Source organism: Massilia scottii (assembly GCF_030846495.1).
Lineage (GTDB): Bacteria > Pseudomonadota > Gammaproteobacteria > Burkholderiales > Burkholderiaceae_D > Telluria_A > Telluria_A violaceinigra.
Genome location: NZ_JAVCWM010000008.1, coordinates 178,226 through 201,824, shown reverse-complemented (window position 1 = coordinate 201,824; position 23,599 = coordinate 178,226). Strand labels below are relative to the sequence as shown.

26 protein-coding genes and 1 pseudogene are annotated in these 23,599 nt (G+C 62.9%); 20 read left to right on the top strand and 7 right to left on the bottom strand.

Going from position 1 to position 23,599, the window contains the following annotated elements; genetic code table 11:
- The first annotated feature begins 28 nt into the window (after positions 1 to 28).
- Positions 29 to 952 (top strand): pyridoxal-phosphate dependent enzyme, encoded by a 924-nt coding sequence (locus RBA41_RS13715; RefSeq protein WP_306624525.1) that lies wholly within the window; start codon positions 29 to 31, stop codon positions 950 to 952.
- On the opposite strand, the gene RBA41_RS13710 is transcribed toward RBA41_RS13715, so the two are convergent.
- Together RBA41_RS13710 and RBA41_RS13705 are read right to left on the bottom strand one after the other, a co-directional pair.
- Positions 947 to 2,281, bottom strand: coding sequence for an esterase/lipase family protein (locus RBA41_RS13710; RefSeq protein ID WP_306624524.1), 1,335 nt, complete (start codon positions 2,279 to 2,281; stop codon positions 947 to 949). The genes RBA41_RS13715 and RBA41_RS13710 overlap by 6 nt on opposite strands.
- Positions 2,282 to 2,395: 114 nt before the next feature.
- Complete coding sequence (locus tag RBA41_RS13705; protein ID WP_306624523.1) at positions 2,396 to 3,550, bottom strand: dienelactone hydrolase family protein; 1,155 nt, start codon at positions 3,548 to 3,550, stop codon at positions 2,396 to 2,398.
- A gap of 408 nt (positions 3,551 to 3,958) precedes the next feature.
- Between RBA41_RS13705 and RBA41_RS13700 the strand changes: the two genes are divergently transcribed.
- The 3 genes from RBA41_RS13700 to RBA41_RS13690 all read left to right on the top strand — a co-directional run bounded on the left by RBA41_RS13700 (position 3,959) and on the right by RBA41_RS13690 (position 7,848).
- A complete protein-coding gene (locus RBA41_RS13700) occupies positions 3,959 to 4,603 on the top strand; it encodes a tRNA-uridine aminocarboxypropyltransferase (protein ID WP_306624522.1) in 645 nt (214 codons plus the stop codon).
- 105 nt (positions 4,604 to 4,708) lie between these two features.
- Positions 4,709 to 5,842, top strand: a complete 1,134-nt coding sequence (locus RBA41_RS13695; RefSeq protein WP_306624653.1) for a PA0069 family radical SAM protein — start codon at positions 4,709 to 4,711, stop codon at positions 5,840 to 5,842.
- A 677-nt stretch (positions 5,843 to 6,519) separates the two neighbouring features.
- Entirely contained in the window at positions 6,520 to 7,848 is a 1,329-nt protein-coding gene (locus RBA41_RS13690) for a hypothetical protein (RefSeq protein ID WP_374709548.1), read from the top strand.
- A 90-nt stretch (positions 7,849 to 7,938) separates the two neighbouring features.
- Here the strand turns inward: RBA41_RS13690 and RBA41_RS33475 are convergent.
- The 3 genes and pseudogenes from RBA41_RS33475 to RBA41_RS13675 all read right to left on the bottom strand — a co-directional run.
- Positions 7,939 to 8,238, bottom strand: a pseudogene (locus RBA41_RS33475) (integrase core domain-containing protein); the annotation flags it as partial.
- Between the two features lie 249 nt (positions 8,239 to 8,487).
- Positions 8,488 to 9,054 carry a gamma-glutamylcyclotransferase gene (locus RBA41_RS13680; protein ID WP_306624520.1) on the bottom strand — a complete coding sequence of 189 codons (567 nt, stop codon included), beginning with the start codon at positions 9,052 to 9,054 and terminating at the stop codon, positions 8,488 to 8,490.
- A 58-nt stretch (positions 9,055 to 9,112) separates the two neighbouring features.
- Complete coding sequence (locus RBA41_RS13675; RefSeq protein WP_306624519.1) at positions 9,113 to 10,072, bottom strand: LysR family transcriptional regulator; 960 nt, start codon at positions 10,070 to 10,072, stop codon at positions 9,113 to 9,115.
- An 88-nt stretch (positions 10,073 to 10,160) separates the two neighbouring features.
- Between RBA41_RS13675 and RBA41_RS13670 the strand changes: the two genes are divergently transcribed.
- Genes RBA41_RS13670 through maiA form a run of 3 tightly spaced genes read left to right on the top strand, consistent with a single transcriptional unit; the run spans position 10,161 to position 12,377 of the window.
- Positions 10,161 to 10,703 carry a VOC family protein gene (locus tag RBA41_RS13670; RefSeq protein WP_306624518.1) on the top strand — a complete coding sequence of 181 codons (543 nt, stop codon included), beginning with the start codon at positions 10,161 to 10,163 and terminating at the stop codon, positions 10,701 to 10,703.
- A 7-nt stretch (positions 10,704 to 10,710) separates the two neighbouring features.
- Positions 10,711 to 11,736, top strand: a complete 1,026-nt coding sequence (locus tag RBA41_RS13665; RefSeq protein ID WP_306624517.1) for a fumarylacetoacetate hydrolase family protein — start codon at positions 10,711 to 10,713, stop codon at positions 11,734 to 11,736.
- Complete coding sequence (gene maiA, locus RBA41_RS13660) at positions 11,733 to 12,377, top strand: maleylacetoacetate isomerase (protein WP_306624516.1); 645 nt, start codon at positions 11,733 to 11,735, stop codon at positions 12,375 to 12,377. Before RBA41_RS13665 ends, maiA begins: the two co-directional genes overlap by 4 nt.
- Before the next feature lie 41 nt (positions 12,378 to 12,418).
- Here maiA and RBA41_RS13655 read toward each other — a convergent pair whose 3' ends face one another.
- Positions 12,419 to 12,631 (bottom strand): DUF2970 domain-containing protein, encoded by a 213-nt coding sequence (locus tag RBA41_RS13655; RefSeq protein ID WP_306624514.1) that lies wholly within the window; start codon positions 12,629 to 12,631, stop codon positions 12,419 to 12,421.
- Positions 12,632 to 12,847: 216 nt separating this feature from the next.
- Here RBA41_RS13655 and RBA41_RS13650 point away from each other — a divergent pair, with 216 nt between their 5' ends.
- Entirely contained in the window at positions 12,848 to 13,435 is a 588-nt protein-coding gene (locus tag RBA41_RS13650) for an NAD(P)H-dependent oxidoreductase (RefSeq protein ID WP_306624512.1), read from the top strand.
- Positions 13,436 to 13,566: 131 nt separating this feature from the next.
- Here the strand turns inward: RBA41_RS13650 and RBA41_RS13645 are convergent, their stop codons facing one another.
- The gene (locus RBA41_RS13645) at positions 13,567 to 14,007 is read right to left on the bottom strand and encodes a CBS domain-containing protein (protein WP_306624510.1); all 441 of its coding nucleotides are present in this window, start codon (positions 14,005 to 14,007) and stop codon (positions 13,567 to 13,569) included.
- Positions 14,008 to 14,176: 169 nt separating this feature from the next.
- Between RBA41_RS13645 and RBA41_RS13640 the strand changes: the two genes are divergently transcribed.
- The 12 genes from RBA41_RS13640 to RBA41_RS13585 all read left to right on the top strand — a co-directional run bounded on the left by RBA41_RS13640 (position 14,177) and on the right by RBA41_RS13585 (position 23,598).
- Positions 14,177 to 14,953 carry a uracil-DNA glycosylase family protein gene (locus tag RBA41_RS13640; RefSeq protein ID WP_306624508.1) on the top strand — a complete coding sequence of 259 codons (777 nt, stop codon included), beginning with the start codon at positions 14,177 to 14,179 and terminating at the stop codon, positions 14,951 to 14,953.
- A 318-nt stretch (positions 14,954 to 15,271) separates the two neighbouring features.
- Positions 15,272 to 15,754 carry a Fe-S cluster assembly transcriptional regulator IscR gene (iscR, locus tag RBA41_RS13635; RefSeq protein WP_099876440.1) on the top strand — a complete coding sequence of 161 codons (483 nt, stop codon included), beginning with the start codon at positions 15,272 to 15,274 and terminating at the stop codon, positions 15,752 to 15,754.
- Between the two features lie 19 nt (positions 15,755 to 15,773).
- Positions 15,774 to 17,030, top strand: a complete 1,257-nt coding sequence (locus RBA41_RS13630) for an IscS subfamily cysteine desulfurase (RefSeq protein ID WP_306624507.1) — start codon at positions 15,774 to 15,776, stop codon at positions 17,028 to 17,030.
- Between the two features lie 27 nt (positions 17,031 to 17,057).
- Positions 17,058 to 17,447, top strand: coding sequence for a Fe-S cluster assembly scaffold IscU (gene iscU / locus RBA41_RS13625; RefSeq protein ID WP_099876445.1), 390 nt, complete (start codon positions 17,058 to 17,060; stop codon positions 17,445 to 17,447).
- A gap of 34 nt (positions 17,448 to 17,481) precedes the next feature.
- Positions 17,482 to 17,805, top strand: a complete 324-nt coding sequence (gene iscA / locus RBA41_RS13620) for an iron-sulfur cluster assembly protein IscA (RefSeq protein ID WP_166876663.1) — start codon at positions 17,482 to 17,484, stop codon at positions 17,803 to 17,805.
- Between the two features lie 22 nt (positions 17,806 to 17,827).
- The gene (hscB, locus tag RBA41_RS13615; protein WP_306624505.1) at positions 17,828 to 18,343 is read left to right on the top strand and encodes a Fe-S protein assembly co-chaperone HscB; all 516 of its coding nucleotides are present in this window, start codon (positions 17,828 to 17,830) and stop codon (positions 18,341 to 18,343) included.
- 141 nt (positions 18,344 to 18,484) lie between these two features.
- A complete protein-coding gene (gene hscA / locus RBA41_RS13610) occupies positions 18,485 to 20,374 on the top strand; it encodes a Fe-S protein assembly chaperone HscA (protein WP_306624504.1) in 1,890 nt (629 codons plus the stop codon).
- Between the two features lie 23 nt (positions 20,375 to 20,397).
- Complete coding sequence (fdx, locus tag RBA41_RS13605; protein WP_054263701.1) at positions 20,398 to 20,739, top strand: ISC system 2Fe-2S type ferredoxin; 342 nt, start codon at positions 20,398 to 20,400, stop codon at positions 20,737 to 20,739.
- 13 nt (positions 20,740 to 20,752) lie between these two features.
- A complete protein-coding gene (iscX, locus tag RBA41_RS13600) occupies positions 20,753 to 20,947 on the top strand; it encodes a Fe-S cluster assembly protein IscX (protein ID WP_306624503.1) in 195 nt (64 codons plus the stop codon).
- Positions 20,934 to 21,830, top strand: coding sequence for a class I SAM-dependent methyltransferase (locus RBA41_RS13595; RefSeq protein WP_306624501.1), 897 nt, complete (start codon positions 20,934 to 20,936; stop codon positions 21,828 to 21,830). Before iscX ends, RBA41_RS13595 begins: the two co-directional genes overlap by 14 nt.
- On the top strand, positions 21,827 to 22,867 hold the full coding sequence (gene ltaE / locus RBA41_RS13590; protein ID WP_306624500.1) for a low-specificity L-threonine aldolase: 1,041 nt from the start codon (positions 21,827 to 21,829) through the stop codon (positions 22,865 to 22,867). The genes RBA41_RS13595 and ltaE overlap by 4 nt, the downstream gene beginning before the upstream one ends.
- On the top strand, positions 22,864 to 23,598 hold the full coding sequence (locus RBA41_RS13585) for an rRNA pseudouridine synthase (RefSeq protein WP_306624499.1): 735 nt from the start codon (positions 22,864 to 22,866) through the stop codon (positions 23,596 to 23,598). The genes ltaE and RBA41_RS13585 overlap by 4 nt, the downstream gene beginning before the upstream one ends.
- The last annotated feature ends 1 nt before the right edge of the window (position 23,599 follow it).

Genomic DNA, 23,599 nt, shown 5'->3' with positions numbered 1-23,599 from the left:
TACAACTTTACGGGATCACGACCTTACGATGACATTACATATCGACACTCCACTGCTCGCTTCGTCGGCCATGAGCAAGCCGGGCCAGACGGTCTGGCTCAAGATGGAAGCCTTGCAGCCGACCGGCTCGTTCAAGCTGCGCGGCATCGGCCACGCCTGCGAAGAGTACGCGCGGCGCGGGGCGAAACGCTTCATCTCTTCGTCCGGCGGCAATGCGGGTCTTGCCGCCGCGTATGCGGGCCGTCAGCTGGGCTTGCCGGTGGTGGTGGTGGCGCCGGAAACGACCAGCGAGCGCGCCCGCGAACTGATGCGGCGCGAGCAGGCCGAAGTCATCGTCCACGGCGCTTCCTTTCACGAAGCGAACGCGCTGGCGCTGTCGATGGTGGGCGAACACGACGCCTTCATCCACGCCTATGACGATCCGCTGCTGTGGACCGGGCACGCGTCCATGATCGATGAAGTGGCGCATGCCGGCGTGATTCCCGACGCGGTGGTGCTGTCGGTGGGCGGGGGCGGGTTGATGTGCGGCGTGATCGAAGGCCTGCGCCGCAATGGCTGGGACAAGGTGCCGCTGTTCGCCGTCGAAACCGACGGCACCGATTGCCTGGCGCAATCGATCGAGGCCGACGAACGCATCGAACTTCCACGCATCGCCAGCATCGCCACCACGCTCGGTTCGCGCCAGGTGTCGCAGGCGGCGTTCGACTGGACCCGGGTGCATCCGATGAGCAGCATGGTGGTCACCGACCAGGCGGCGGTGGCGGCCTGCATCCGCTTCATGGACGACCACCGGGTGGTGGTGGAACCGGCCTGCGGCGCCTCGCTGGCGGTGGCTTACGCCGGCCGTCCTGAATTGAGCGCATTCAAGAATGTGCTGGTGATCGTATGCGGCGGCGTGACCGCGACCGTGGCCCAGTTGCAGGCCTGGTCGCGCACGCTCAGCCCGTCATAATCCGTACAAAATGGCCGCGAGCGCGTCGTAGATCGGATACACGCGCGGCCCCTGCTTGGGCCAGCCGATCATGTCGAAGTGGTCGTAGGTCTTGTAATTGCGCAGGAAATTCCAGCTGCCGCGCACCGGCGTGCCATCGTAGTCGCGCGCCGGATGCCCGGACGGCGCGCGCATGCTGACCGTGTTGACCACGCCATCGTTGGCGAACCAGTTGTGGTCGACCGGCACCCGGCCGGCGACGGCCAGCGCGTACGAGCCCATGCCGCGCTTGCCGGCCGACGGTATCACCCACTCGCCCGCATACGGCCGGGTCAGCGACGCCATGTCGGCGCGCGGATACTGGAAGGACGGGTTCTGGAGCGGGAAGAGCAGGCGGTCGGTGTTGTTGCAGCACGCGCTGCCGGCCTCGGTCGCCTGGTTGCTGATCGAGAAGTAATACACCGAGCGCGAGGTCTTGGCCCAGTCGTTGAAGGTGCGCGCGCCGTCGGGCGTCATTTCGGCCTGGGCCGAGTCGAAGTTGTCGCGGCTCGAGAACGGCGCGGCCAGCACGCGCTGGTGATAGGCCGCCGGCGGTTCGACCGAGGTGCTGCGCAGGCCGAACTGTTCGAGTCCGAAATCGTGCACCGGCTGCGCCACGTTGCCGATGCTGGCGAAGGCCGCGATGCCGCTCGCCAGTTGCGTGAGCGCCGCGCCCGATTCGCCCATGGCGTCGCGCAGGCTGGTGCCGTCGTTGGGCGAGGAAATGGTGGTGGCGCTGACGACCCAGCCGGTCTTGCCACCCTTGTACAGCTCGCCGCCGCCTTCGTCGCCGTGGGGCGAGCCGTTTTCGAGCAGTTCGATCAGGGCGCGGATGGTCTGGCCGCCCTGGCTGTGGCCGACAAGGTGGATCGGGTGGCGCGCATCCCAGGCCGGGTACAGCGCGGCCGGGTAGCCCTGCGGATTGTTGGCCGGGTCGGCGGCCCAGCATTTGCCCTCGGGCTTGCGCAGCGCGCCAAAGCTGGCGAACCTGGCCGTGTGGCTGCTGCCGTAGTCGACGCAGCCGCCCTTGATCTGGTAGTACAGTTCGGCCGCGCGGTCCCAGTTCGAGCTGATCGCCCCGACCGAGGCGGCCCACACCTGGTGCTGGCCCTGATGGGTGCGCATGTGGCCGACGATATCGTCGAACCCGCCCCAGTATTTGAATCCGGTGCGGGTGTACTGTTCCGGGCCGAAGCCGAGGAAGCCGTGCACCAGTACGATCGGATAGTTGTTTGCTGCTGAGGCCGCTTGGAAGGCGCAGGACAGGAAGAGAGCGGGAGCGAGGACTGCGCGGAGGATAGGTGACAACATGATTCTCTCCAGACGAGAAAAAACGTCGGCACATTGTATATGCATTTGGCGCGCGCACGCGTTCGTCGCGCATTCGCCACGCATTCGCCGCGTGGCTGTGGCTGTGGCGTTACATCAGAGGCTGCCGGTGCCCGCGCCGCCGCTGTCGGCAACAGCGTCGCTGGAAGCCAGCTTGCCTTGCCACACGACGTAGTCGTCGACCGAGTACAGCTGGCACGGCTGGCCGCTGGTGCGCGCGCAGGCGGCCAGCGCGCGCGCGTGCGGATCTTCCCCTTCCTCGGCCCAGCACCAGGCGCCGCTGGGCGAGACGGCAAAGGCGCGCGGGGTCATCTTGTGCAGATACTCGCGGTAGGCGGCGCGACCCTTTTCGCCCAGGTAGGGTACGGCGGCGATGTCGTCGACGCGGGCGAAATCGGTTTTCGGCACGGTCGGCGCGTCGGCCACGGCGACCACTTCGCTGGTCGGCATGCCGATCTGCTGCAGGAAGCGTTCGGTTTCGCGCCACCAGATGCCGGCGCCGTCGCGGCTGGCGATCATGCCGTGCGCGTCGCGCTTGAAGGCGCCGAATTCGACCAGGCGCGCCTTGCCGCCGGCACGCTCGAAGGCCGCGTGCATGCGCGCCACCAGCTCCGGCCCGAACAGCGAATCGTTCACGCCATACATCCACAGGCTGGGAATCCTGTTGCCGGCGCCATAGTTGGCGAAGGCTTGCACCAGTTGCGCGCGCCAGTCGCAGCGGTCGGCGTCGTCGCGCAGGCCGCCGGCGAAATTGATCAGGCCGCGCACGCCGGGAACATCGCGCGTGCCCAGGGCGATGGTGGCCAGGCCGCCGTACGACTGGCCGGCGACGACGATGCGTGCGGGATCGACCCAGCTCTGGCGGCGCGCGAAGTCGATGGTGTCGAGCACATCGCTGGCCTGGGCGTAGCCGTTGGCGGTCATGTTGCAGCCATGGTCGGCGTAGTTGCCGGTGGAGCCGGCAAAGCCGCGCCGCATCGGTACCAGCACCGCATAGCCGCGCTTGACGAAGGCGGTCGCCATGTAGATGAAGCGCTCGCGGGTCTGCTTGCGCGGCTCGCCCGATTCCTTGCCGTGGTTGATGATCAGCAAGGGAAACGGGCCGGCGCCGTTGGGACGGAACACGGTGGTCTGCAGTTCCGACTGCCTGGACGGACCGGCGGGAACGGCGATCACCTGTTCGTTGAGCCGGTAGTCGAGCGGCAATTCCTGCTCGATCGCCACCGACGGCAGCAGGGTGAAGCCGGTCACCAGGGCAGTCAGGAGGAGGCGCAGGGCGCGGGGAAAAACGGTAGCGATGGTGGGCTCCGATGGATTGGATTGCCTAAAGGAATGATCTGATTTTATGCAGGTAGATACTCCTGGGCAATACCGGAATGGCAATTTGGGGGAGGGCATGCGAAAAATAGTTATGGATTGCACGCTTTGTTGCTGGGATGGTCGTGGCCCCCGGGGTTGATGCCGGATATTGGTAAAATATTTCTTATGAGAAATTTTTCTCGCGATACCAGAGCGCAGGTGTTACGCAGGTGTTAACATGCGGCTGCTGTCAAATTCAGGGCTTGCGCCCTTCGCCAACATGAAAAATCTCACTCCTGGAATCCGCCTGACGTGCGGTCATTTGACGCGCGAGCGCCGGCACCCACTGCGGCTGGCTCGGTGAACGCCCCCGCGCAGCAGGGACAAGCCGGGCCGGCCCGGCGCAGCGTCTGCGCGCACTGTGCGCGGCCTGCCGTGGCCTGCATTTGCCGCTGGATCAGTCCCGTCGAGAGCGCGGTGCGGCTGCTGATCCTGCAGCATCCCATGGAAGTGAGCAACGCCAAGGGCAGCGCGCGCCTGCTGCACCTGAGCGTGTCGGGCAGCACGCTGGTCGCGGGCGAGGTGATCGATCCGGCACAGCTCGGCGAACTGCTGACGGTGGAAGGCCGGCGCGCCGTGCTGCTGTATCCCGACACGCCGGACGACAGGTCGCTCGGCATGCCGGCGCCCCCGCCACTGCCGCCGGAGCTGTTGCACGCGCCTGGGCGGCTGCTGCTGGTGGTGCTCGACGGCACCTGGCGCAAAAGCCGCAAGATGCTTTATCTGAACCCCTTGCTGCATGCGCTGCCCCGGCTGCCGCTGAACGACATGCCGCCATCGCGCTACCGCATTCGCAAGGCGCACGCGCCGGACCAGCTCTCGACGCTGGAGGCCGCTTGCCATGCCTTGGGCGAGATCGACGGCGACCATGACAAGTTCCTCCCGCTGAGCCGCGCTTTCGATGATCTCATCGATGCGTTTGTGCTGCATCAAGGCCGGATTTGAACGCTGCTTGAACAAGCTGCGGCACCGACGTAGAATACTGTATGTTTATACAGTTAAATAGGTGCTGCGGTGACCGATCACGACAAGGACTTTGAAGAAAGCGTCATGCTCCCGCCGCGTCCGCTGGCAGCGCAGAAGGGGCGCGGGGCGGTGACCAACCTGCAGGGCCGCTACGAAGTCAACGCGCGTGAGCGCTTCGACGACGGCTGGGTGCATGAAGACGATGAGGACGAGGCGCCGGCACCGTTCCGCACCCAGGTAACTGACGAGTTCGCCAGAACCATCCTCAGCCGTAACACCTCGCCCGACATTCCCTTCAATGTCTCGCTCAACCCCTACCGCGGGTGCGAGCATGGCTGCATCTATTGTTTTGCGCGGCCATCGCACAGTTACCTTGGTCTGTCGCCCGGGCTGGACTTCGAGAGCCGCCTGTTCGCCAAGGTCAACGCGCCCGATTTGCTGCGGCGCGAGCTGGCCAGGCCATCCTACGTGCCCGAGCCGATCGCCCTGGGTGTGAACACCGATGCTTACCAGCCCTGCGAGCGCGGCATGGGTATCACGCGGCGCGTGCTGGAGGTGCTGCACGATTGCGAGCATCCGGTAGCGCTGATCAGCAAGTCGTCGCTGATCGAGCGTGACATCGACCTGATCGCGGCCATGGCGGCGAAAAACCAGGCGATTGCGGCTGTCACCGTCACCACGCTCGACCCGGAAATTTCGCGCACGCTGGAGCCGCGCGCGGCGGCGCCGGCACGGCGTCTGCGCACCATCAGGCGGCTGACGGACGCCGGCATCCCGGTGCGGGTCAGCGTCGCGCCGGTGATTCCCTTCGTCACCGAGCCCGAGCTCGAACGGGTGCTGGAAGCGGCGCGCGACGCCGGGGCAGTGAGCGCGCACTACGTCGTGCTGCGCCTGCCGTGGGAGGTCAATCCGCTGTTTCAGGAATGGCTGCAGGCGCACTTTCCCGAACGGGCGCAGCGCGTGATGAACCGGGTGCGCGAAATGCGCGGCGGCAAGGACTATGACAGCGACTTCAGCAAGCGCATGCAGGGGGAGGGCGTGTGGGCAGATCTGATACGTCAGCGTTTCGTCAAGGCGGTGGAGCGGCTGGGCATGAACGCCACCGGCGGGCGCTTTGCGCAACTCGATACCTCACAGTTCAAGCGGCCTCTGGTGGTGCCGACGGCGCCGGCCAAGCAATGCGGCAACGCGACGGGGCAGCTTGATTTGTTTGGCTAGCTTGAAGCTTGTTTGCGAATGTTCTTCAGAACGCGAGTAGGCCGTGATTCGTATAATCTGGATCAGCTTAGTGCCACTCGCATTACGAACAGGCCCAACCGTTGCTCGTTGACTGGCCGACCTTGCTGGCCGCACCACGGTTGTCATCAATAACGGCAGCGCAACGGCGATGGCGGTCATACAATCGTGTACCGAGTGTATTTCCTGCGCTACGCCACCGAGTACCTGACAGTTCTTTCGCTCGCTTTGCTGCGGTTGCTTTTCGCTTGTGGAAAGTGATGCATGATTCGGATGTTGGCCGTATCACCTATCTGCCTTATCAGGCCGATCCCTCAGGTCTCTCAAATGTACCGAACGAACCCTTGTGAGACGAAAAATTGCCTTGGTCGCGGTGCCTCGCAAGGGTGTACCTGTACGGTACAATCGTCCACTGGCAACTTCCGCTTTCGGCCAAGAGTGCAAGTCAAGGGATTTTCCTGACTGACCGCTTCAGGCTGAAAATGGGTCTTCACTGTGCCTTGTGTGCAGCAAAACAGCAGTCGACTGAGAGGACTCTTGATCATGCACCGACCGTGGCGGAGCTGGCGAGGCGCTCGCCCGACGGCACTACTATCGAAAGTTGAACGATGGCCAGAACTTGCATAATTTGCCAGCAAGCCGCCGGTTCCGGCGAGCACGTGTTCCCTGCTTCATTCGGAGGGCGACGGACAAACAACGGAATCTACTGCGAGAAGCACAACAATGCGTTCGGTCGCCATGTCTCAGCCCTTTTGTCCGGCGTTGATATCGTCAATGCATTGATCGGTGTTGTTCCGGACCGCAAGGACGAGGTTCGACCTGCGCCGGCAACATCCGCCGACGGCGAGCAGTTCCTCGTTGCGGGAGGGAAAGTCACGCTTGCCCCGCCGCCCTCCTTAGATCAGAGACCTGAGTTGCTTGGGAAGCAGCTTCAGATCGGCTTTGCCAACGAGGCGCAGGCAAGGAAGTGGATCGCAGAGCAGGAGCGCGCCGGCTACAAGGTCGCCACCGGAGCCTTTAGTGCACCGCAAACGAAGATCTTTGGAGAGGCCCTGCACGCCCGGAGATGCCTGGGCGACGAAGATTTCATGCGAGGCCTGCTCTACTTGGCGCTCACTTTTGTTGCGCATACCGATCCCGAGTTGGCCAGATCCGAGGGACTTACAGAGGTTCGAACCATCGTCGAAAAGGACGGGGCGGTCGAGGGCCGGGCTCTCTGGGAACCACCCAGTACCCTGACCCAAATCAGCGCGAATCCCTTCGCTCATGGACATACCGTCGTCACCGGCCCCGACGCAAGCTGCAAGCGACTCGTCGCGCTGATCTCGCTGTACGGCGCGATTCACTTCGGCATCGATCTTGGCGACCTCGCCGAAGGCAATGTCCCAGAACGAGTCACTACGCATATTGACCCGCTCGCGCCGCGTCCTCCGCAGGACGTGCAGGTCACCCGCGAACGTGTAGCCTTGACGCTGAGCACCCTAAAAGAAAGCACGGCGTACTTGAGTCAACTTCGCGCGGGAGAGGTCGATCCGCTCAGCGACGTGCTGCATGACGCCAGCGTTCGTGAGTTGCTGGAGGCGAGCCGTGCTACTCTGAAAGAGCTCCAAAAGATCTCGTCCCTACCTGTCGACGAACAGATCTCGAAAGTCCTTGCGCTACTGAGCGTGCATGACCAGCGAATCTTCAATTGGATGCGGACTGGCTTCTTGGGCTACAGCGAATCGGAGCCAAAAATTCCTGAGGCGGTGCGCTTTGCCCTGCAGACCTTCGTCTCATTGGATAACTCTGCTCCAAAGGGGCTCACACAGGAAAGTGAATCAGCCCTGGAGGTCGCGCGAGCCCTGCTCACGGATCAAATCATTGCCGCGTTGAAGCAGGGCATCCTTGACGAAAAAAAGCTCGCATCCCTAATTGGAGGAGGAGATGGACTGGGGATTGTGCTCCACTTTTTCGTGCAGCTCATCCTCAACCAGAGGCCGCGTTAAGCGGCTTGCATAGTTGTCAAGTCTCGTCTGGTCATAACCGCGTTTAACAAATAACTCCGGTTTGTTTTGCTGCCATGCCTTGAGCGCTTAAATCGGCGTTTTGGAACCAATGACACGCTGCGGAATGTGGTGGTTGTACAGCTTCAGGTAGTTGAGTAAGGTCGTCTCCAGGTCGGCTTGGCTGTCGAATCGGGTCTGTTGTAGCAGCTCGCTAATGCGATCGTTGAAGCGTTCGACCATGCCGTTTGATTGCGGGTGCCGTGGCGGTGTCAAATGGTGCGCGATGCCCATGCCGGCACAGAATTTATCGAATGCATGCTGCCCACTGGGCTTCTTGTCTTTCATCGTAAGCCGGTCGGTAAATTGGGAGCCGTTGTCGGTCGGGATTTTGGTGATGTTGATTGGCGAGGCGATCTTGGGTCGGCGCAGGGAGTCGACGCTGCTGCTGTCCCAGCGGGCGCTTTGCGCAACTCGATACCTCACAGTTCAAGCGGCCTCTGGTGGTGCCGACGGCGCCGGCCAAGCAATGCGGCAACGCGACGGGGCAGCTTGATTTGTTTGGCTAGTGCAATCGGCCCGATGGAGTGATGTTCGCTGCTTCCTTGGCTGCCTTGATTGCTTTGTTATTCACTTGCTTTGTTATTCACGCATCTCAGTTAAATGGCGCTCGATCTCAAACACGTGTGCGTCCTCCATGCCCAGTTCGCGCAGCGCGTGCGCCAGGTCGATCAGATAATCGCGGTTGGCGCCGCTCGGGCCGTGCGAGCGCGCGATTTGACGGGCAATATCGCGCTCGCTGGCCTCGCCGAGGAAGGCGGCATTGTCTTCGGTCGCGATGTACACCAGCCCCAGTTCGCTGCCGCCGTCCTCGAAGCGGATGTCGGTTGCCAGGCGCAGATAGCCGTTCTTTTCGCGGTGGTCCAAATGGGCAAACACTTCGGGCGTGATCAGGTAAGCCATGCCCGCGGTGACGGCGCCGGCTTGGGCAATCAGCGTGGCCACGCGCCCCGGGGCAGTCTCCGTGCCGCGGTGGTCGTGTGAACCTTGCCAGAAGCGCCGGGTCCAATTGGTAATCGTCGCCGGTCTGCGCTCGATGAACGGAAAGTCCGCCTTGAAGATCAGCGAGCCATAGCCGAACAGCCACACGCGATGGTGGCCGTCGAATTGATCCATGCGCTGGTTGATGGCGATGGTGTTGTGTGACATGGACAGAATCCGTTGGAGGCGAGCATTAATTATAGAGGCGGCGCGCCATCGGCGCAGCCTACGGCGCCGTGTGACCGGCTGTGGATATTCCAGGCGCGTGATCGGGCGCGACCGGAATGTTCCAGTCATGCGACTCGACGAACTTGAACAGGAAGGCCATAAAGCTCTCGGCCGCCGGCGAGAGCGAGCGCTTGTCGCGCGTGTACACAAAAAAGCGCCGCGTCAGTTCCGGCTCGTGCAACTGGCGCATGTGCAACTGGTGCAAGCGTACCAGCGGTTCGGCATACGGCAGGCATACGGTCACGCCCAGTCCGGCGCTGACCATGGCCAGCGCGGTCGTCATGAACGTCACTTCGTTGACGGGATTGAGCGGCACATCGCGCAGCGAATGGTGCATGTCGCTCAGCAAACGTTCGGTAAACTGCCCCTGCAGCGAAATGAACGGGTAGGCCGCCAGATCCGACCATGTCACGCGCTCCTTCCGCTCCAGCGCATGCTGCTGCGGGAACACCAGCACAAACGGCATCTCGAACAGTACCGCAGCCTCGATCTGCGCCGTGGGGTCGCGCTCGGGGCCGATGCCGCAGTCGACCTCGCCGCTGAATACGCGCGCGGTCACGTTTTCGACCCCGCAATCGACCAGGCGCACCTGGATTTCCGGATACGCCTTGCGGTAGGCGGCGATGACCTGCGGCAGCAAGGTGCACGACATCAACTGCGGGGCTGCAATCCGGACCACGCCTTTCTTCAGCCGTGTCTGGCTGGCGATGTCGAGCAGCGCGCCGTCGAGGTCGTCGATCATCTTGGAAAACAGGGGCGTCAGTTCACGTCCCACCTCGGTCAGGGCGATGCGGCGCGTGCTGCGGTCGACCACGCGCACGCTCAGGGTCAGTTCGAGCTCCTTGATCAGCCCCGACAGCGCCGATTGCGTCACGTGCAGATACTCGGCCGCCAGGGTAAAACTGCCGGTCTTGGCAAGCGCAACCAGCGCGCGCATCTGGCGCAAAGTGGGATTCATAGCTTAATCTGATAAGTCGCGTTGAAAATATTGTTTGAATGATAGTTCGTTTTGCACTCTAATAGGGGAATCAACAGGGGAGCACAGCATGAAAATCACCAGGATTCACCACGTAGCCTACCGCTGCAAGGATGCCAAAGAGACAGTCGAGTGGTACGTCAAATACCTCAATATGGACTTCGTGCTGGCCATCGCCGAAGACCAGGTGCCGTCGACCGGCGCGCCCGACCCGTACATGCACGTTTTCCTCGACGCCGGCATGGGCAATGTGCTGGCATTCTTCGAGTTGCCGAGCCAGGCGCCGATGGGCCGCGACGAGAATACGCCGGCCTGGGTCCAGCATTTGGCCTTGGAAGTCGGCTCCATGGACGAGCTGCTATCGGCCAAGGCGCGCCTTGAAGCGGACGGCATCGACGTCATCGGCCCGACCAACCACACCATCTTCAAGTCGATCTATTTCTTCGACCCCAATGGCCACCGCCTCGAACTGGCCGTCAACACGGCCACGCCGGAAATGCAGCAGAAGCTCGACGCCGTCAAATGGGACATGCTCAACGAGTGGTCCGAGACGCGCAAGGCGCCAAAACACGCGGCATGGATGCACGAAACCCCACAAGCGGACCAACACTAAGGCACACATGAAACTTGCAACATTGAAATCGGGCGGGCGTGATGGCTCGCTGGTCGTGGTCAGCCGCGACCTGTCGCGTTATCAGAAGGTTCCCAAGATTGCCGCGACCTTGCAGTTTGCGCTCGACAACTGGGACGATGTCGTCGAACGCTTGCAGGCGGTCTACATTGCCCTGAACGACAACGGCACCTGGGACGCGCAGCCCTTCGACGAGGAACTGTGCCACTCGCCACTGCCGCGCGCCTATCAGTGGGCCGACGGTTCGGCTTATATCAATCACGTGGAACTGGTGCGAAAAGCACGCAATGCCGAGGTTCCTGCATCGTTCTACACCGATCCGCTGATGTACCAGGGCGGCTCGGACTCCTTCATCGGTCCGCGCGACCCCATCTACGCGCTGTCGGAAGAATGGGGCATCGACCTGGAAGCGGAAGTGGCGGTCATCACCGGCGACGTGCCGATGGGCGCCAGTGTCGAGCGCAGCGCGCAAGCCGTGCGCCTGGTCATGCTGGTCAACGACGTTTCGCTGCGCAACCTGATTCCGAACGAACTGCTCAAGGGCTTCGGATTCTTCCAGTCGAAGGCGGCCAGCGCGTTTTCGCCAGTGTGCGTGACGCCCGACGAACTGGGCGACGCATGGCAGGATACCAAGCTGCGCCTGCCTCTCAATGTGCAGATCAACGAGCGGCCGTTCGGCAAGCCGAACGCGGGCGACGACATGACCTTCAACTTCGCGCAACTGGTTGCACATGCGGCTAAAACGCGCGAACTGGCCGCTGGCACCATCATCGGTTCCGGCACGGTATCGAACAAGCAGGGCAACCTGCACGGATCGAGCATCGATAATGGCGGCGTCGGCTACTGCTGCCTGGCCGAAGTGCGCATGTACGAAACCATCGAGCACGGCGCACCGAAAACGTCATTCCTGAAATTTGGCGACAGCGTGCGCATCGAGATGTTCGATGCCGCCGGCGCCAGCATCTTCGGCGCCATCGACCAGACAGTATCCATGTATGAGGAGCGCCGGCCATGAAGCTGTACACCTATTTCCGCAGTTCCGCCGCCTACCGGGTGCGCATTGCGCTCAACATGAAAGGCGTGGGCTACGATTCGGTGCCCGTGCATCTGTTGCGCAATGGCGGCGAGCAGCTGGCGCCCGAGTATCTGGCGATCAACCCCAGCGCGCTGGTGCCCAGCCTGCAGGACAAGGGCGCCACGCTGACACAGTCGATTGCCATCCTCGAATACCTGGAAGAGGTGCATCCGCAGGTGGCCTTGCTGCCGCGCGATGCGCTGGGGCGGGCGCGGGTGCGCTCGCTGGCGCTGATGGTCGCTTGCGACATTCATCCGCTGACCAATCTGCGCGTGCTGCGCCATCTGGTGCAGGAGGTTGGCTTGTCGGAAGAAGCCAAAACAGACTGGTATGTGCACTGGTTGCGCGAAGGAATGGCCGCTCTCGAAGCGCATCTGGCGCATTCGCGAGATACAGGCCGTTTCTGCCACGGCGAGATGCCAACCATGGCGGACTGCTGCCTGGTGCCGCAGGTGTTCAACGCGCGCCGCTTTAATGTGGACATGGCGCCGTATCCGACCATCGCCCGCATCGATGCCGTGTGCGCCGCGCTGCCGCCCTTTGCCGACGCGCATCCATCGCGCCAGCCCGACGCCGAATAGGCGGCAGCCCGGGGCCTGCCGCTGTTTGCCGGAACAGGTCCTCAGCGGGTGGCGAAAGCCACCAGGCCGAGCAGGGTGGCGATCAGCAGCGCCACCCCGATCAGCCCGGCCATGATTACGTACACGGGATTGAGGGCCGTGACGTCGCGGTCGAAGTCCGATTTGCGGCGCAGGCCGACGAACGACCAGGCGATCGCCGCCAGGGTTGAAGAAAACGATCGTTCGGTGCCTTGAGTAAGATTCTTGTCAGACATGCTGTTCCCCTTTCGGTGAGTCCGGCAGGGCAAACGCCCCGATTCCCCTGAGCATAGCCGTCCTGGTTCGCACAAGACAGGAGCAGACCCATGCGCAATACCATATCAAGGCAGGGAACCATGCTGGCGCTGGCGTGTCCTATAGACAGGTAAGCCATCTGCGCTCGCCGTGCTGAGGGGGACGTATGACACTGCGATTCTGTCGGAAGGCATGCCATGCATAAGCGCATTTTGTTAATCCAGGGCCATCCCGATGCGGCACAGGGGCACTTGTGCCATGCGCTTGCGGCGGCGTACGGGGCCGGTGCGGCAAAGGCGGGGCACGAGGTGCGGCAAACGCAGGTCGCCGCGCTCGACTTTCCCATCCTGCGCAGCCAGGACGAGTGGGAGCACGGCCCCTTGCCGCCCGGCTTGCAGCAGGCGCAGGACGATATCCGCTGGGCCCAGCACATGGTGTTTTTCTTTCCGCTCTGGCTGGGGGATATGCCTGCCTTGCTCAAGGGCTTCCTGGAGCAGGTGGCGCGGCCGGGTTTTGCCTTTCCGGACGACCGCATGCATCCGCTGGCCAAAAAGGGCTTGTCCGGACGCTCCGCGCGCGTGGTGGTAACGATGGGCATGCCGGCGCTGCTGTATCGCTGGTATTTTCGGGCGCACAGCGTCAAATCGCTCAAGCGCAATATATTAGGGTTTGTCGGTGTGGCGCCGGTGCGCGATACCCTGATCGGCATGGTGGGCGATCCGGAACGGCAGGCGGTGGACAAATGGGTTGGCGCGCTCGAAGCGATGGGGCGCAGTGCGGCTTGAGGTGCTGCAAAGGGTTTTGCGGCAGGAGGAATGGCTGGCTTTGCCGAGATGCCGAGATGCCGAGATGCCGGTATGGTGCTGTACGTTGGCAGACGAGGCGCGGCCCCGTCTGCGGAGAACTTTAGCAGTGCTTAGTTCGCTTTCGCGGCGCCATCGCTTGGCGACGAAATTTCTTGCAGTGCTACGCCGACGCCGGTAGTTTGCTTGGTTGCCATGTCGCCCAGCGACACAATGCCGACCAGCGAGTGCGATTGCTGGTCAACAACCGGCACGCGGCGGATCTGCACGTCGCCCATCTGGGTCAGTACTTCATCGACCGACTGGGTCGCGTAGCAGGTACGCACTTCGGTGCTCATCACGTCGCCGACGCGGTGGCTTTCCGGCGCCTTGCCGGCGGCGGTGGAGCGCACGGCGATGTCGCGGTCGGTGATCATGCCGACCAGTTTCTCGCCATCGACGACAGGAACGGAGCCGATATTGAATTCTTTCATGATCTGCGCGGCGCGGTGAACGCTGTCTTCCGGCGAAACGCGTTGAACATCGCGGGTCATGACATTTTGAATGGTTTGCATAGGAGTCTCCAAGCTGAACAGGTTAGTTGTTACTGCGTCATCCCAATCGGGTTGGCAGCATCATGCACGCTTTCCCAAAAACGGGCCGCGTGGTTGAAATTGCATCACCCGGCACGCTGCCGGCGAGGCGAGTCGGCTACAATCCTCCCTTTTTTACCGGCAGGTTCCGATGTCCGTCCAACCCATTCCTCCCGCCATTCTCGACGCCGTCTCCCGCGCGGACCCATCCTGGCAGCCGATCCTGCGCCAGGGACTGGAAGCGGTCATGCGCGCCGAGCCCCTGTACCTGCCGACCCTGGCCGCCGACAACTATCTTCCGACGGAACAGCGCCTGTTCGCCGCCTTCGCCTTGCCGCTCGACCAGGTGCGCTACGTGCTGGTGGGCGAGGGGCCGTACCCGCGCGCCGAGAGCGCCACCGGCGTGTGCTTCATGGATGGGGCCGTCGGCAAGCTATGGTGCGAGAGCGGGCTCTCCAAGCCAGTCAACAAGGCGACCTCGCTGCGCAATTTCATGAAAATGCTGCTGGTAGCCGATGGGCAGCTGCAGGCCGGCGACACCGGCGGTGCTGCCATGGCGCCGGTGGCGGCAGCGGCAGCGGGCAACGGGAGCATCCAGACCCTGGCCGAGTTGCAGCACAATCTGACGCAGCATGGGTTTCTGCTGCTCAATGCCTCGCTGGTGTTCCGTTCCCATGTCGCGCCGGTGATCGATGCGCGCGCCTGGCTGCCGTTCCTGCAAACGGTCATGGCGGCGCTGGCTGCCCGGGAACCGGCGCCGACCCTGGTTTTATGGGGAAAAATTGCGGAACAACTACAGAAATTGCCAGAAACGAAGAGTTTTCCGCAGCTGAGCTCCGAGCATCCGTATAATTTGTCATTTATCCAGCATGCCGGCATGCAAGCCCTGTTCGGGCCGATGCACTTGTTGCGCGCCGCCGGCCTGTAACCCGCAGGGAAAGCTGAAAATTCCGTGGAACTGAGCGGGACGCCCGAGTGCGGCAAGGGCCGATAATCCGCACGCCGCGGCTGCATCGCCCCATGCATGGCGGATGCGCCGCTACCGCCAGGCCCCGGTGCAATGCCGGGCTCGCGTCCAGACGCCGGACCTGCCACTCCTGGGGGGAAATAGGGCGTTCCAAGACAAGATGCCCCGTATTTGGTATACTTGACTAATTCGATCAACTAATACGGTCTTTGATGGCAGTCTTCATCGACGTTGTTGATTGAAATGAGGCAATATTTTAACACTGTGACCGGGGTTGTGATGCGTCTGACCACAAAAGGCCGTTTTGCTGTAACTGCGATGATCGATCTTGCCCTGCGACAGGGCAAGGGCCCCGTCACGCTGTCGGGCATCAGCCAGCGCCAGGCCATTTCGCTCTCGTATCTGGAGCAATTGTTCGGCAAGCTGCGCCGCCATGAAATCGTCGAATCGATCCGCGGTCCGGGCGGCGGCTACAGTCTGGCGCGCCGCGCCGACAAGGTCACCGTGGCCGATATCATCATCGCTGTCGATGAGCCGCTCGATGCGACCCAGTGCGGCGGCAAGGAAAATTGCCACGGCGCCGATACGGCCACCGGCACCCGCTGCATGACCCACGAGCTGTGGGCCACGCTGAACGAAAAGATGGTCGACTATCTCGATTCGGTCTCGCTGCAAGACCTGGTCGACCAGCAGAAGCAAAAGAATTCTGAACAAAACGTCGTGCACGTACACCGCCCGCACGCCGCCGTCGGACAAAATTGAAGCATATTGGAGTGATTTGATGAACGCGCCTTTGGACAAAAACCTCGAGCAGACTTTCGTGACTGCCCCGCATTTCCCGATCTACATGGATTATTCGGCGACGACGCCGATCGATCCACGCGTCGCGGACAAAATGATTCCTTACCTGCGCGAGCAGTTCGGTAATCCGGCATCGCGCAGCCATATGTACGGCTGGACCGCCGAAGCGGCAGTCGAGGAAGCGCGCGCCCACGTGGCCGCCCTGGTCGGCGCCGATCCGCGCGAGATCATCTGGACCTCCGGCGCAACCGAAAGCAACAACCTCGCGCTCAAGGGCGCGGCCCAGTTCTACAAGACCAAGGGCAAGCACATCATCACGGTCAAGACCGAGCATAAAGCCGTGCTCGACACCGTGCGCGAACTCGAACGCGTCGGTTTCGACGCCACCTACCTCGAACCGCAAGACAACGGCCTGATCACGGTCGCCCAACTCGAAGCGGCGATCCGCCCGGACACGATCCTGGTGTCGGTCATGCTGGTCAATAACGAAATCGGCGTGATCCAGCCGATCGAAGAATTGGCCGCGCTGTGCCGCTCGAAAGGCATCATTTTCCATTGCGACGCTGCCCAGGCAACCGGCAAGGTGCAGATCGACCTGGCCAACAGCAAGGTCGACCTGATGACCTTCACCGCGCACAAGACCTACGGCCCGAAAGGGATCGGCGCCCTGTACGTGCGCCGCAAGCCGCGCGTGCGCCTCGAAGCGCAGATGCACGGTGGCGGCCACGAGCGCGGCTTGCGCTCGGGCACCTTGCCGACCCACCAGATCGTCGGCATGGGCGAATGCTTCCGCATCGCCAAGGAAGAGATGGAGAGCGAAATCACGCGCATCACCGCGCTGCGCGACCGTCTGGCCAAGGGCTTGCAGGAGATCGAGGAAGTCTATATCAATGGCGACATGGAACACCGCGTGCCGCACAACCTGAACGTGAGCTTCAATTACGTCGAGGGCGAGTCGCTGATCATGGCGATCAAGGATATCGCCGTGTCGTCCGGTTCGGCTTGTACTTCGGCCAGCCTGGAACCATCTTATGTCCTGCGCGCCCTGGGCCGCAGCGATGAGCTGGCGCACAGCTCGATCCGTTTTACCATCGGCCGTTTTTCGACCGAAGCCGACATCGACTTCGCAGTGGACCTGCTCAAGTCGAAAGTCCACAAGCTGCGCGAACTGTCGCCGCTGTGGGATATGTTCAAAGAAGGCATCGACATCAGTTCGATCCAATGGGCAGCCCACTAACCGTATTGAATATTCAGGAGTTTTACCATGGCATACTCGGACAAAGTGTTGGACCACTACGAAAATCCACGTAACGTCGGCGCCTTCGACAAGGGCGACGAAACCATCGGCACCGGCATGGTCGGCGCGCCGGCCTGCGGCGACGTGATGAAGCTGCAGATCAAGGTCGGCGCCGATGGCCTGATCGAAGACGCAAAATTCAAGACCTACGGCTGCGGTTCGGCGATTGCCTCGTCGTCGCTGGTGACCGAATGGGTCAAGGGCAAGACCTTGGACCAGGCGCTGTCGATCAAGAACACCCAGATCGCCGAAGAACTGGCACTGCCGCCGGTCAAGATTCACTGCTCGATCCTGGCGGAAGACGCGATCAAGGCAGCCGTACTGGACTACAAGACCAAGCATCCGGCCGTCGCCTGAAGTTGAAACAAGCGTAGCAAACGCGGAGGGAAACATGGCAATCACACTGACCGAAAAAGCAGCCAAGCACATCAACCGCTTCATTGAACGTCGCGGCAAGGGTGTCGGCTTGCGTTTTGGCGTGCGCACCACGGGCTGCTCGGGCCTGGCCTACAAGCTCGAATATGTCGATGAAGCGGCGGCCGAAGACAATGTCTTCGAGTCGCATGGCGTGAAGGTCTTTGTCGACCCGAAAAGCCTGCCGTACATCGATGGCACCGAGCTCGACTTCACGCGCGAGGGCTTGAACGAAGGTTTCCGCTTCAACAATCCGCACGTCAAGGATGAGTGCGGTTGCGGCGAAAGCTTCCGCATCTGACCTCGGTCGGATAGCCGCATCCATGCAGAATCACTTCGATCTCTTCAACCTGCCGCCCCGTTTCACGCTCGACACGGGCGCCCTCGACGCCGCTTACCGCGACGTCCAGGGGCAGGTGCATCCCGACCGCTTCGTCAACGCCACCGACGCCGAAAAACGGGTCGCCATGCAGTGGGCCACGCGCGCCAACGAAGCCTACCAGACCCTGAAAAACCCGCAGAAGCGCGCGCAGTATTTGTGCGAGCAGAACGGCGTCGACCTGCAAACCGAGTCGAACACGGCCATGCCGATGGCGTTCCTGATGCAGCAGATGGAATGGCGCGAAGCGCTCGGCGACGCGCGCGCGGCCAAGGATCTTGGCGCGCTGGAAACGCTCGATGAGCAGGTCAGGCAGGAGCGCACCTCGCGCCTGGTCCAGATCGGCGCGCAGCTCGATGCGGGCGACTTCGAGCAGGCGGCGCAAGGGGTGAGGGCGCTGATGTTTCTGGAAAAATTCGGCGAAGAACTTAGCTTCGCCTTTGACGCGTTGGAGCAGTAGGCACGCTGTCGGACGCTTGCGCCGTGCGTGTTGATGTTCTTTCCCGTCCCGCGCGTACCCCGTCGTTCCCGCGCGTGCCACGTCATTCCCGCCCGCAGGAACGACGAAGTCATTCGCATATAAAAAGAAATCGGTAATCACATGGCACTTTTGCAAATCTCAGAACCCGGCATGTCGACCGCGCCGCACCAGCACCGGCTGGCCATCGGCATCGACCTGGGTACCACCAATTCGCTGGTCGCCACGGTGCGCAGCGGCAGTCCCGAAGTGTTGAGCGACGAAGAGGGCCGCCCGCTGCTGCCGTCCATCGTACGCTACCTGCCGAACGGCCACGCCAACATCGGCTACAAGGCCCAGGCCCACCAGACCACCGATCCGAAGAACACCATCGTTTCGGTCAAGCGCTTCATGGGGCGCGGCCTGGCCGACATCGCCTACGCCGAAAACCTGCCCTACGATTTCCAGGATTCGCCCGGCATGGTGCAGCTCAAGACCGTGGCCGGCATCAAAAGCCCGGTTGAAATCTCGGCCCAGATCCTGGCCACCTTGCGCCAGCGCGCCGAAGACTCGCTCGGCGACGAGCTGGTCGGCGCCGTCATCACCGTGCCCGCCTACTTCGACGACGCCCAGCGCCAGGCCACCAAGGATGCGGCCCAGCTGGCCGGCCTGAACGTGCTGCGCCTCTTGAGCGAGCCGACCGCCGCGGCGATTGCCTACGGCCTCGATCACGGTTCCGAAGGCGTGTTCGCCGTCTACGACCTGGGCGGCGGCACCTTCGACATCTCCATCCTCAAACTGTCCAAGGGCGTGTTCGAGGTGCTGTCCACGGGCGGCGATTCCGCCTTGGGTGGCGACGACTTCGACCACCGCCTGTTCTGCTGGGTGTGCGAGCAGGCCAAGCTGGCCCCCTTGTCCGACGAAGACACCGCGATCCTGATGGTCAAGGCGCGCCAGGCCAAGGAACTGCTGTCGACCAACGCCGACACCACCATCGACGCCATGCTCAACTCCGGCGAGATCGTGCACGTCAGGATCAGCGCCGAAGTCTTTGCCGACATCACCAGGCACCTGGTCAACAAGACCATGACCGCGATCAAAAAAGCCATGCGCGACGCTTCGGTGTCGGTCGACGATGTCGATGGCGTGGTGATGGTTGGCGGCGCCACCCGCATGCCGCACGTGCGGCGCGCGGTCACCGAATTTTTCAAGACCATCCCGCACGCGAACATCGATCCGGACAAGGTGGTGGCGCTCGGCGCGGCCATCCAGGCCAACCTGCTGGCCGGTAACCGCGCCGCCGGCGACGACTGGCTGCTGCTCGACGTGATCCCGCTTTCGCTCGGCATCGAGACCATGGGCGGCCTGGTCGAAAAAATCATCCCCCGCAATTCGACCATTCCATGCGCCCGCGCGCAGGAATTCACCACCTTCAAGGATGGCCAGACCGCGCTGGCGGTGCACGTGCTGCAGGGCGAGCGCGAACTGGTGTCGGACTGCCGTTCGCTGGCGCGCTTCGAGCTGCGCGGCATTCCGCCGATGGTCGCTGGCGCCGCGCGCATCCGCATCACCTACCAGGTCGATGCCGATGGCTTGCTGTCGGTGTCGGCGCGCGAAACGCGTTCCGGCGTCGAAGCGTCGATCACCGTCAAGCCATCCTACGGCCTGGCCGACGATGAAGTGGCGCGCATGCTGCAGGATTCGTACACCTCGGCCGACGTCGACATGGTGCGGCGCGCGCTGCGCGAAGAACAGGTCGAGGCCGAGCGCATCCTGCTGGCCACGCAATCGGCGCTCGATGGCGACGCCGCGCTGCTCTCGAACGAGGAACGCGCCCTGGTCGACACGCTGATGGACGGCGTACGCGCCGCGCTGGCGGCGTCGAACGTCGAGGACGGCGAGCCGGCGGCGAAGCAGGCCGCCCTGCACGCCGCGGTCGATGCGCTGGCCAACGGCACCGAAGAATTCGCGTCGCGCCGCATGGACCAGAGCGTGCGCTCGGCGCTGGCAGGCAAAACGCTCGACGAAATTTAAGAAACACTACCAGGACAATCACCGTGCCACAAATCGTATTCCTTCCCCATCCCGTCTTCTGCCCTGAAGGCGCCGTCATCGAGGCGCCCGCCGGCAAGTCGGTGTGCGACGTCATGCTCGAAAACGATATCGAAATCGAGCACGCCTGCGACCGCGTCTGCGCCTGCACCACCTGCCACGTGCTGGTGCGCGAAGGCTACGCGTCGCTCAACGAGCCTGAAGAAAAAGAAGAAGACCTGCTCGATCGCGCGTGGGGCCTGGAGCCCGTGTCGCGCCTGTCGTGCCAGGCGATCGTGGGAACCGAAGACCTGGTGGTCGAGATTCCGAAGTACACGATCAATCATGCGGCCGAAAAGAACCATTGATCAGGAGCCTGCCATGAAATGGAGCGACATCACGGCCATCGCCGAGGCGCTGTTCGACAAACACCCCGAGGTCGATCCGGCCGCGGTGCGTTTCGTCGACCTGCACAACTGGGTGATTGAGCTCGACGGCTTCGACGACGACCGCACCCGCGGCGGCGAGAAGGTACTGGAAGCGATTCAGGCGGCGTGGATCGATGAAGCGCGCTGACACCACCGCCGACAAGGCCAGGCCGGCTGAAACGCTGGCGCCCGAAATCCGTCCCGGCCAGTCGATCGCGCTGCTGCAGGAACTGCACATCCTCACGCGCGACGGCAAGCTGAATCAGGACAGCCGCCGCAAGCTCAAGCAGGTGTATCACCTGTACCAGTTCATCGAGCCGCTGCTCAAGGAAATCCAGCAGGACCACCCCGCCATTTCGCTGGTCGACCATGGCGCCGGCAAGTCCTACCTCGGCTTCATCCTGTACGACCTGTTCTTCAAGGGCCTCGATGACGGCTCGCGTATCTATGGAATCGAAACGCGCGAAGAACTGGTGCAAAAGTCGGCCGCGCTGGCGCAAAAGCTGGGCTTTCCCGGCATGTCGTTCCTGAACCTGTCGGTCGCCGAATCGACCCGCTCCGACAAGCTGCCGGAACAGATCGACATCGTCACCGCGCTCCACGCCTGCAATACCGCCACCGACGACGCCATCGATTTCGCGCTCAAGAAGCGCGCCAGGTTCATGGTGCTGGTGCCGTGCTGCCAGGCCGAAGTGGCCACGGTCCTCAAGAAGAACAAGGGCAAGGACCTGGGCAAGAGCGCGCTGACCGAAATCTGGCGCCACCCGCTGCACACGCGCGAATTCGGCAGCCAGGTCACCAACGTGCTGCGCTGCCTGCAGCTCGAAGCGCACGGCTACCAGGTCAACGTGACGGAGCTGGTGGGCTGGGAGCATTCGATGAAAAATGAGCTGATCATCGCCAGCTACAAGAACCTGCCGCGCAAGCGTCCCACCGACCGTTTGCAGGAAGTCCTCGCCACGCTCGGCCTGGAAGAAATGGGCGAGCGTTTCTACACTCAACATTTAGCGGAAGCCGAATCGACGACATGAGCCACGACGCCCTCTCCTGGATTGACCTGCGCAGCGACACCGTCACCCAACCGGGCGACGCCATGCGCGACGCCATGCACAGCGCGCCCCTGGGCGACGACGTGTACGGCGACGACCCCACCGTCAACCGCCTGCAGGACACGGCCGCCGCGATGTTCGGCTACGAGGCCGGCCTGTATGCGCCGTCGGGCACGCAGAGCAACCTGATTGCGCTGCTGCTGCACTGCGCGCGCGGCGACGAGTATCTGGTCGGCCAGGAGGCGCACACGTATAAATACGAAGGCGGGGGCGCCGCGGTGCTGGGCAGCATCCAGCCGCAGCCGATCGCCAACCAGCCCGACGGCAGCATCGCGCTGACCGACATCGAGGCCTACATCAAGCCGGACGACATGCACTTCGCCCGCACCCGCGTCCTGGCGCTGGAAAACACCATCGGCGGGCGCGTGCTCGGCGCCGGCTACATGGCGGCCGCCACCACGCTCGCGCATGCGCGCGGCCTGGTCACGCACCTCGATGGCGCGCGCATCTGCAACGCCGCCGTCAAGCAGGGCATCAGCCTGCGCGCGGCCTGCGCCGGTTTCGACAGCGTGTCTGTCTGCCTGTCCAAGGGATTGGGCGCGCCCATCGGTTCGGTCCTGTTGGGGAACAAGGCCTTCATCGAACAGGGCAAGCGCTGGCGCAAGATGCTTGGCGGCGGCATGCGCCAGGCCGGCACGATCGCCGCGGCCGGCTTGTACGCGCTCGAACACAACGTGCAGCGCCTGGCGGATGATCATGCCAACGCGGCCAACCTGTCGCGCGGCCTGGCGCAGATCGCCCAGCTCAAGGTCGCCACGCCGCAGACAAATATTTTCTACATCGAGGTGCCGCCAGCCGCCTGCAACGCCCTGCGCGCCACGCTGGCGCGCGAGCAAATCCGCGCCACGGTCGGCCAGCACACGCGCCTGGTCACCCACCTCAACATCACCGCGGCCGACGTCGAACGTGTCGTCGCCGTATTCACCGCATTTTTTAAAGACTGGCACGAAGCTGCATGAATGATTCCACCATCCGCCTCGCCAAGCGCGTCGCCGAAATGATGCCGTGCTCGCGCGCGGAAGCCGACAAGTACATCGCGGGAGGATGGATCAGCGTTGACGGCGTGGTCGTCGAGGAAGCCGGCGCGCGCGTGGCCGACGAGCAGGACGTCGTCATCCATCCCGAGGCAACGCTGGTCGAACTGGCGCCGGTCACCATCCTGTTCCACAAGCCGGCCGGCTACAGCGCTGGCGCCGATGCCGATGCCGAAGCGGCCCTGAACCTGCTCACGCAAGAGAACCTGCTGGTGGCGGAACACGGCAAGCAGCGCTTTCTCAAGCGCCACCTGGCCAACCTCACGTTGACATCGCCGCTCGAAACCAAGGCCAGCGGCCTGGTGGTGTTCACCCAGGACTTCCGCGTGGCGCGCAAGCTGATCGATGAAGGTGCGCGCGTCGAGCAGGAGTTCGTGGTGGAAGTCAAAGGCACTATCCGCGAAGGCGGCCTGGCGCTGCTCAATCATGGCCTGACCTTCAACGGCAAGGAAATCCCGCCGATGAAGGTCAGCTGGCAGAACGAAACGCGGCTGCGCTTCGCACTCAAGGGCGTCAAGCCCGGCCAGCTGATGCACATGTGCCGCCTGGTCGGCCTGAGCATCGTCAGCATCAAGCGCCTGCGCATCGGCCGCCTGCCGATGGCCAGCCTGCCGTCGGGGCAGTGGCGCTACCTGCACGACTACGAACGTTTCTGAC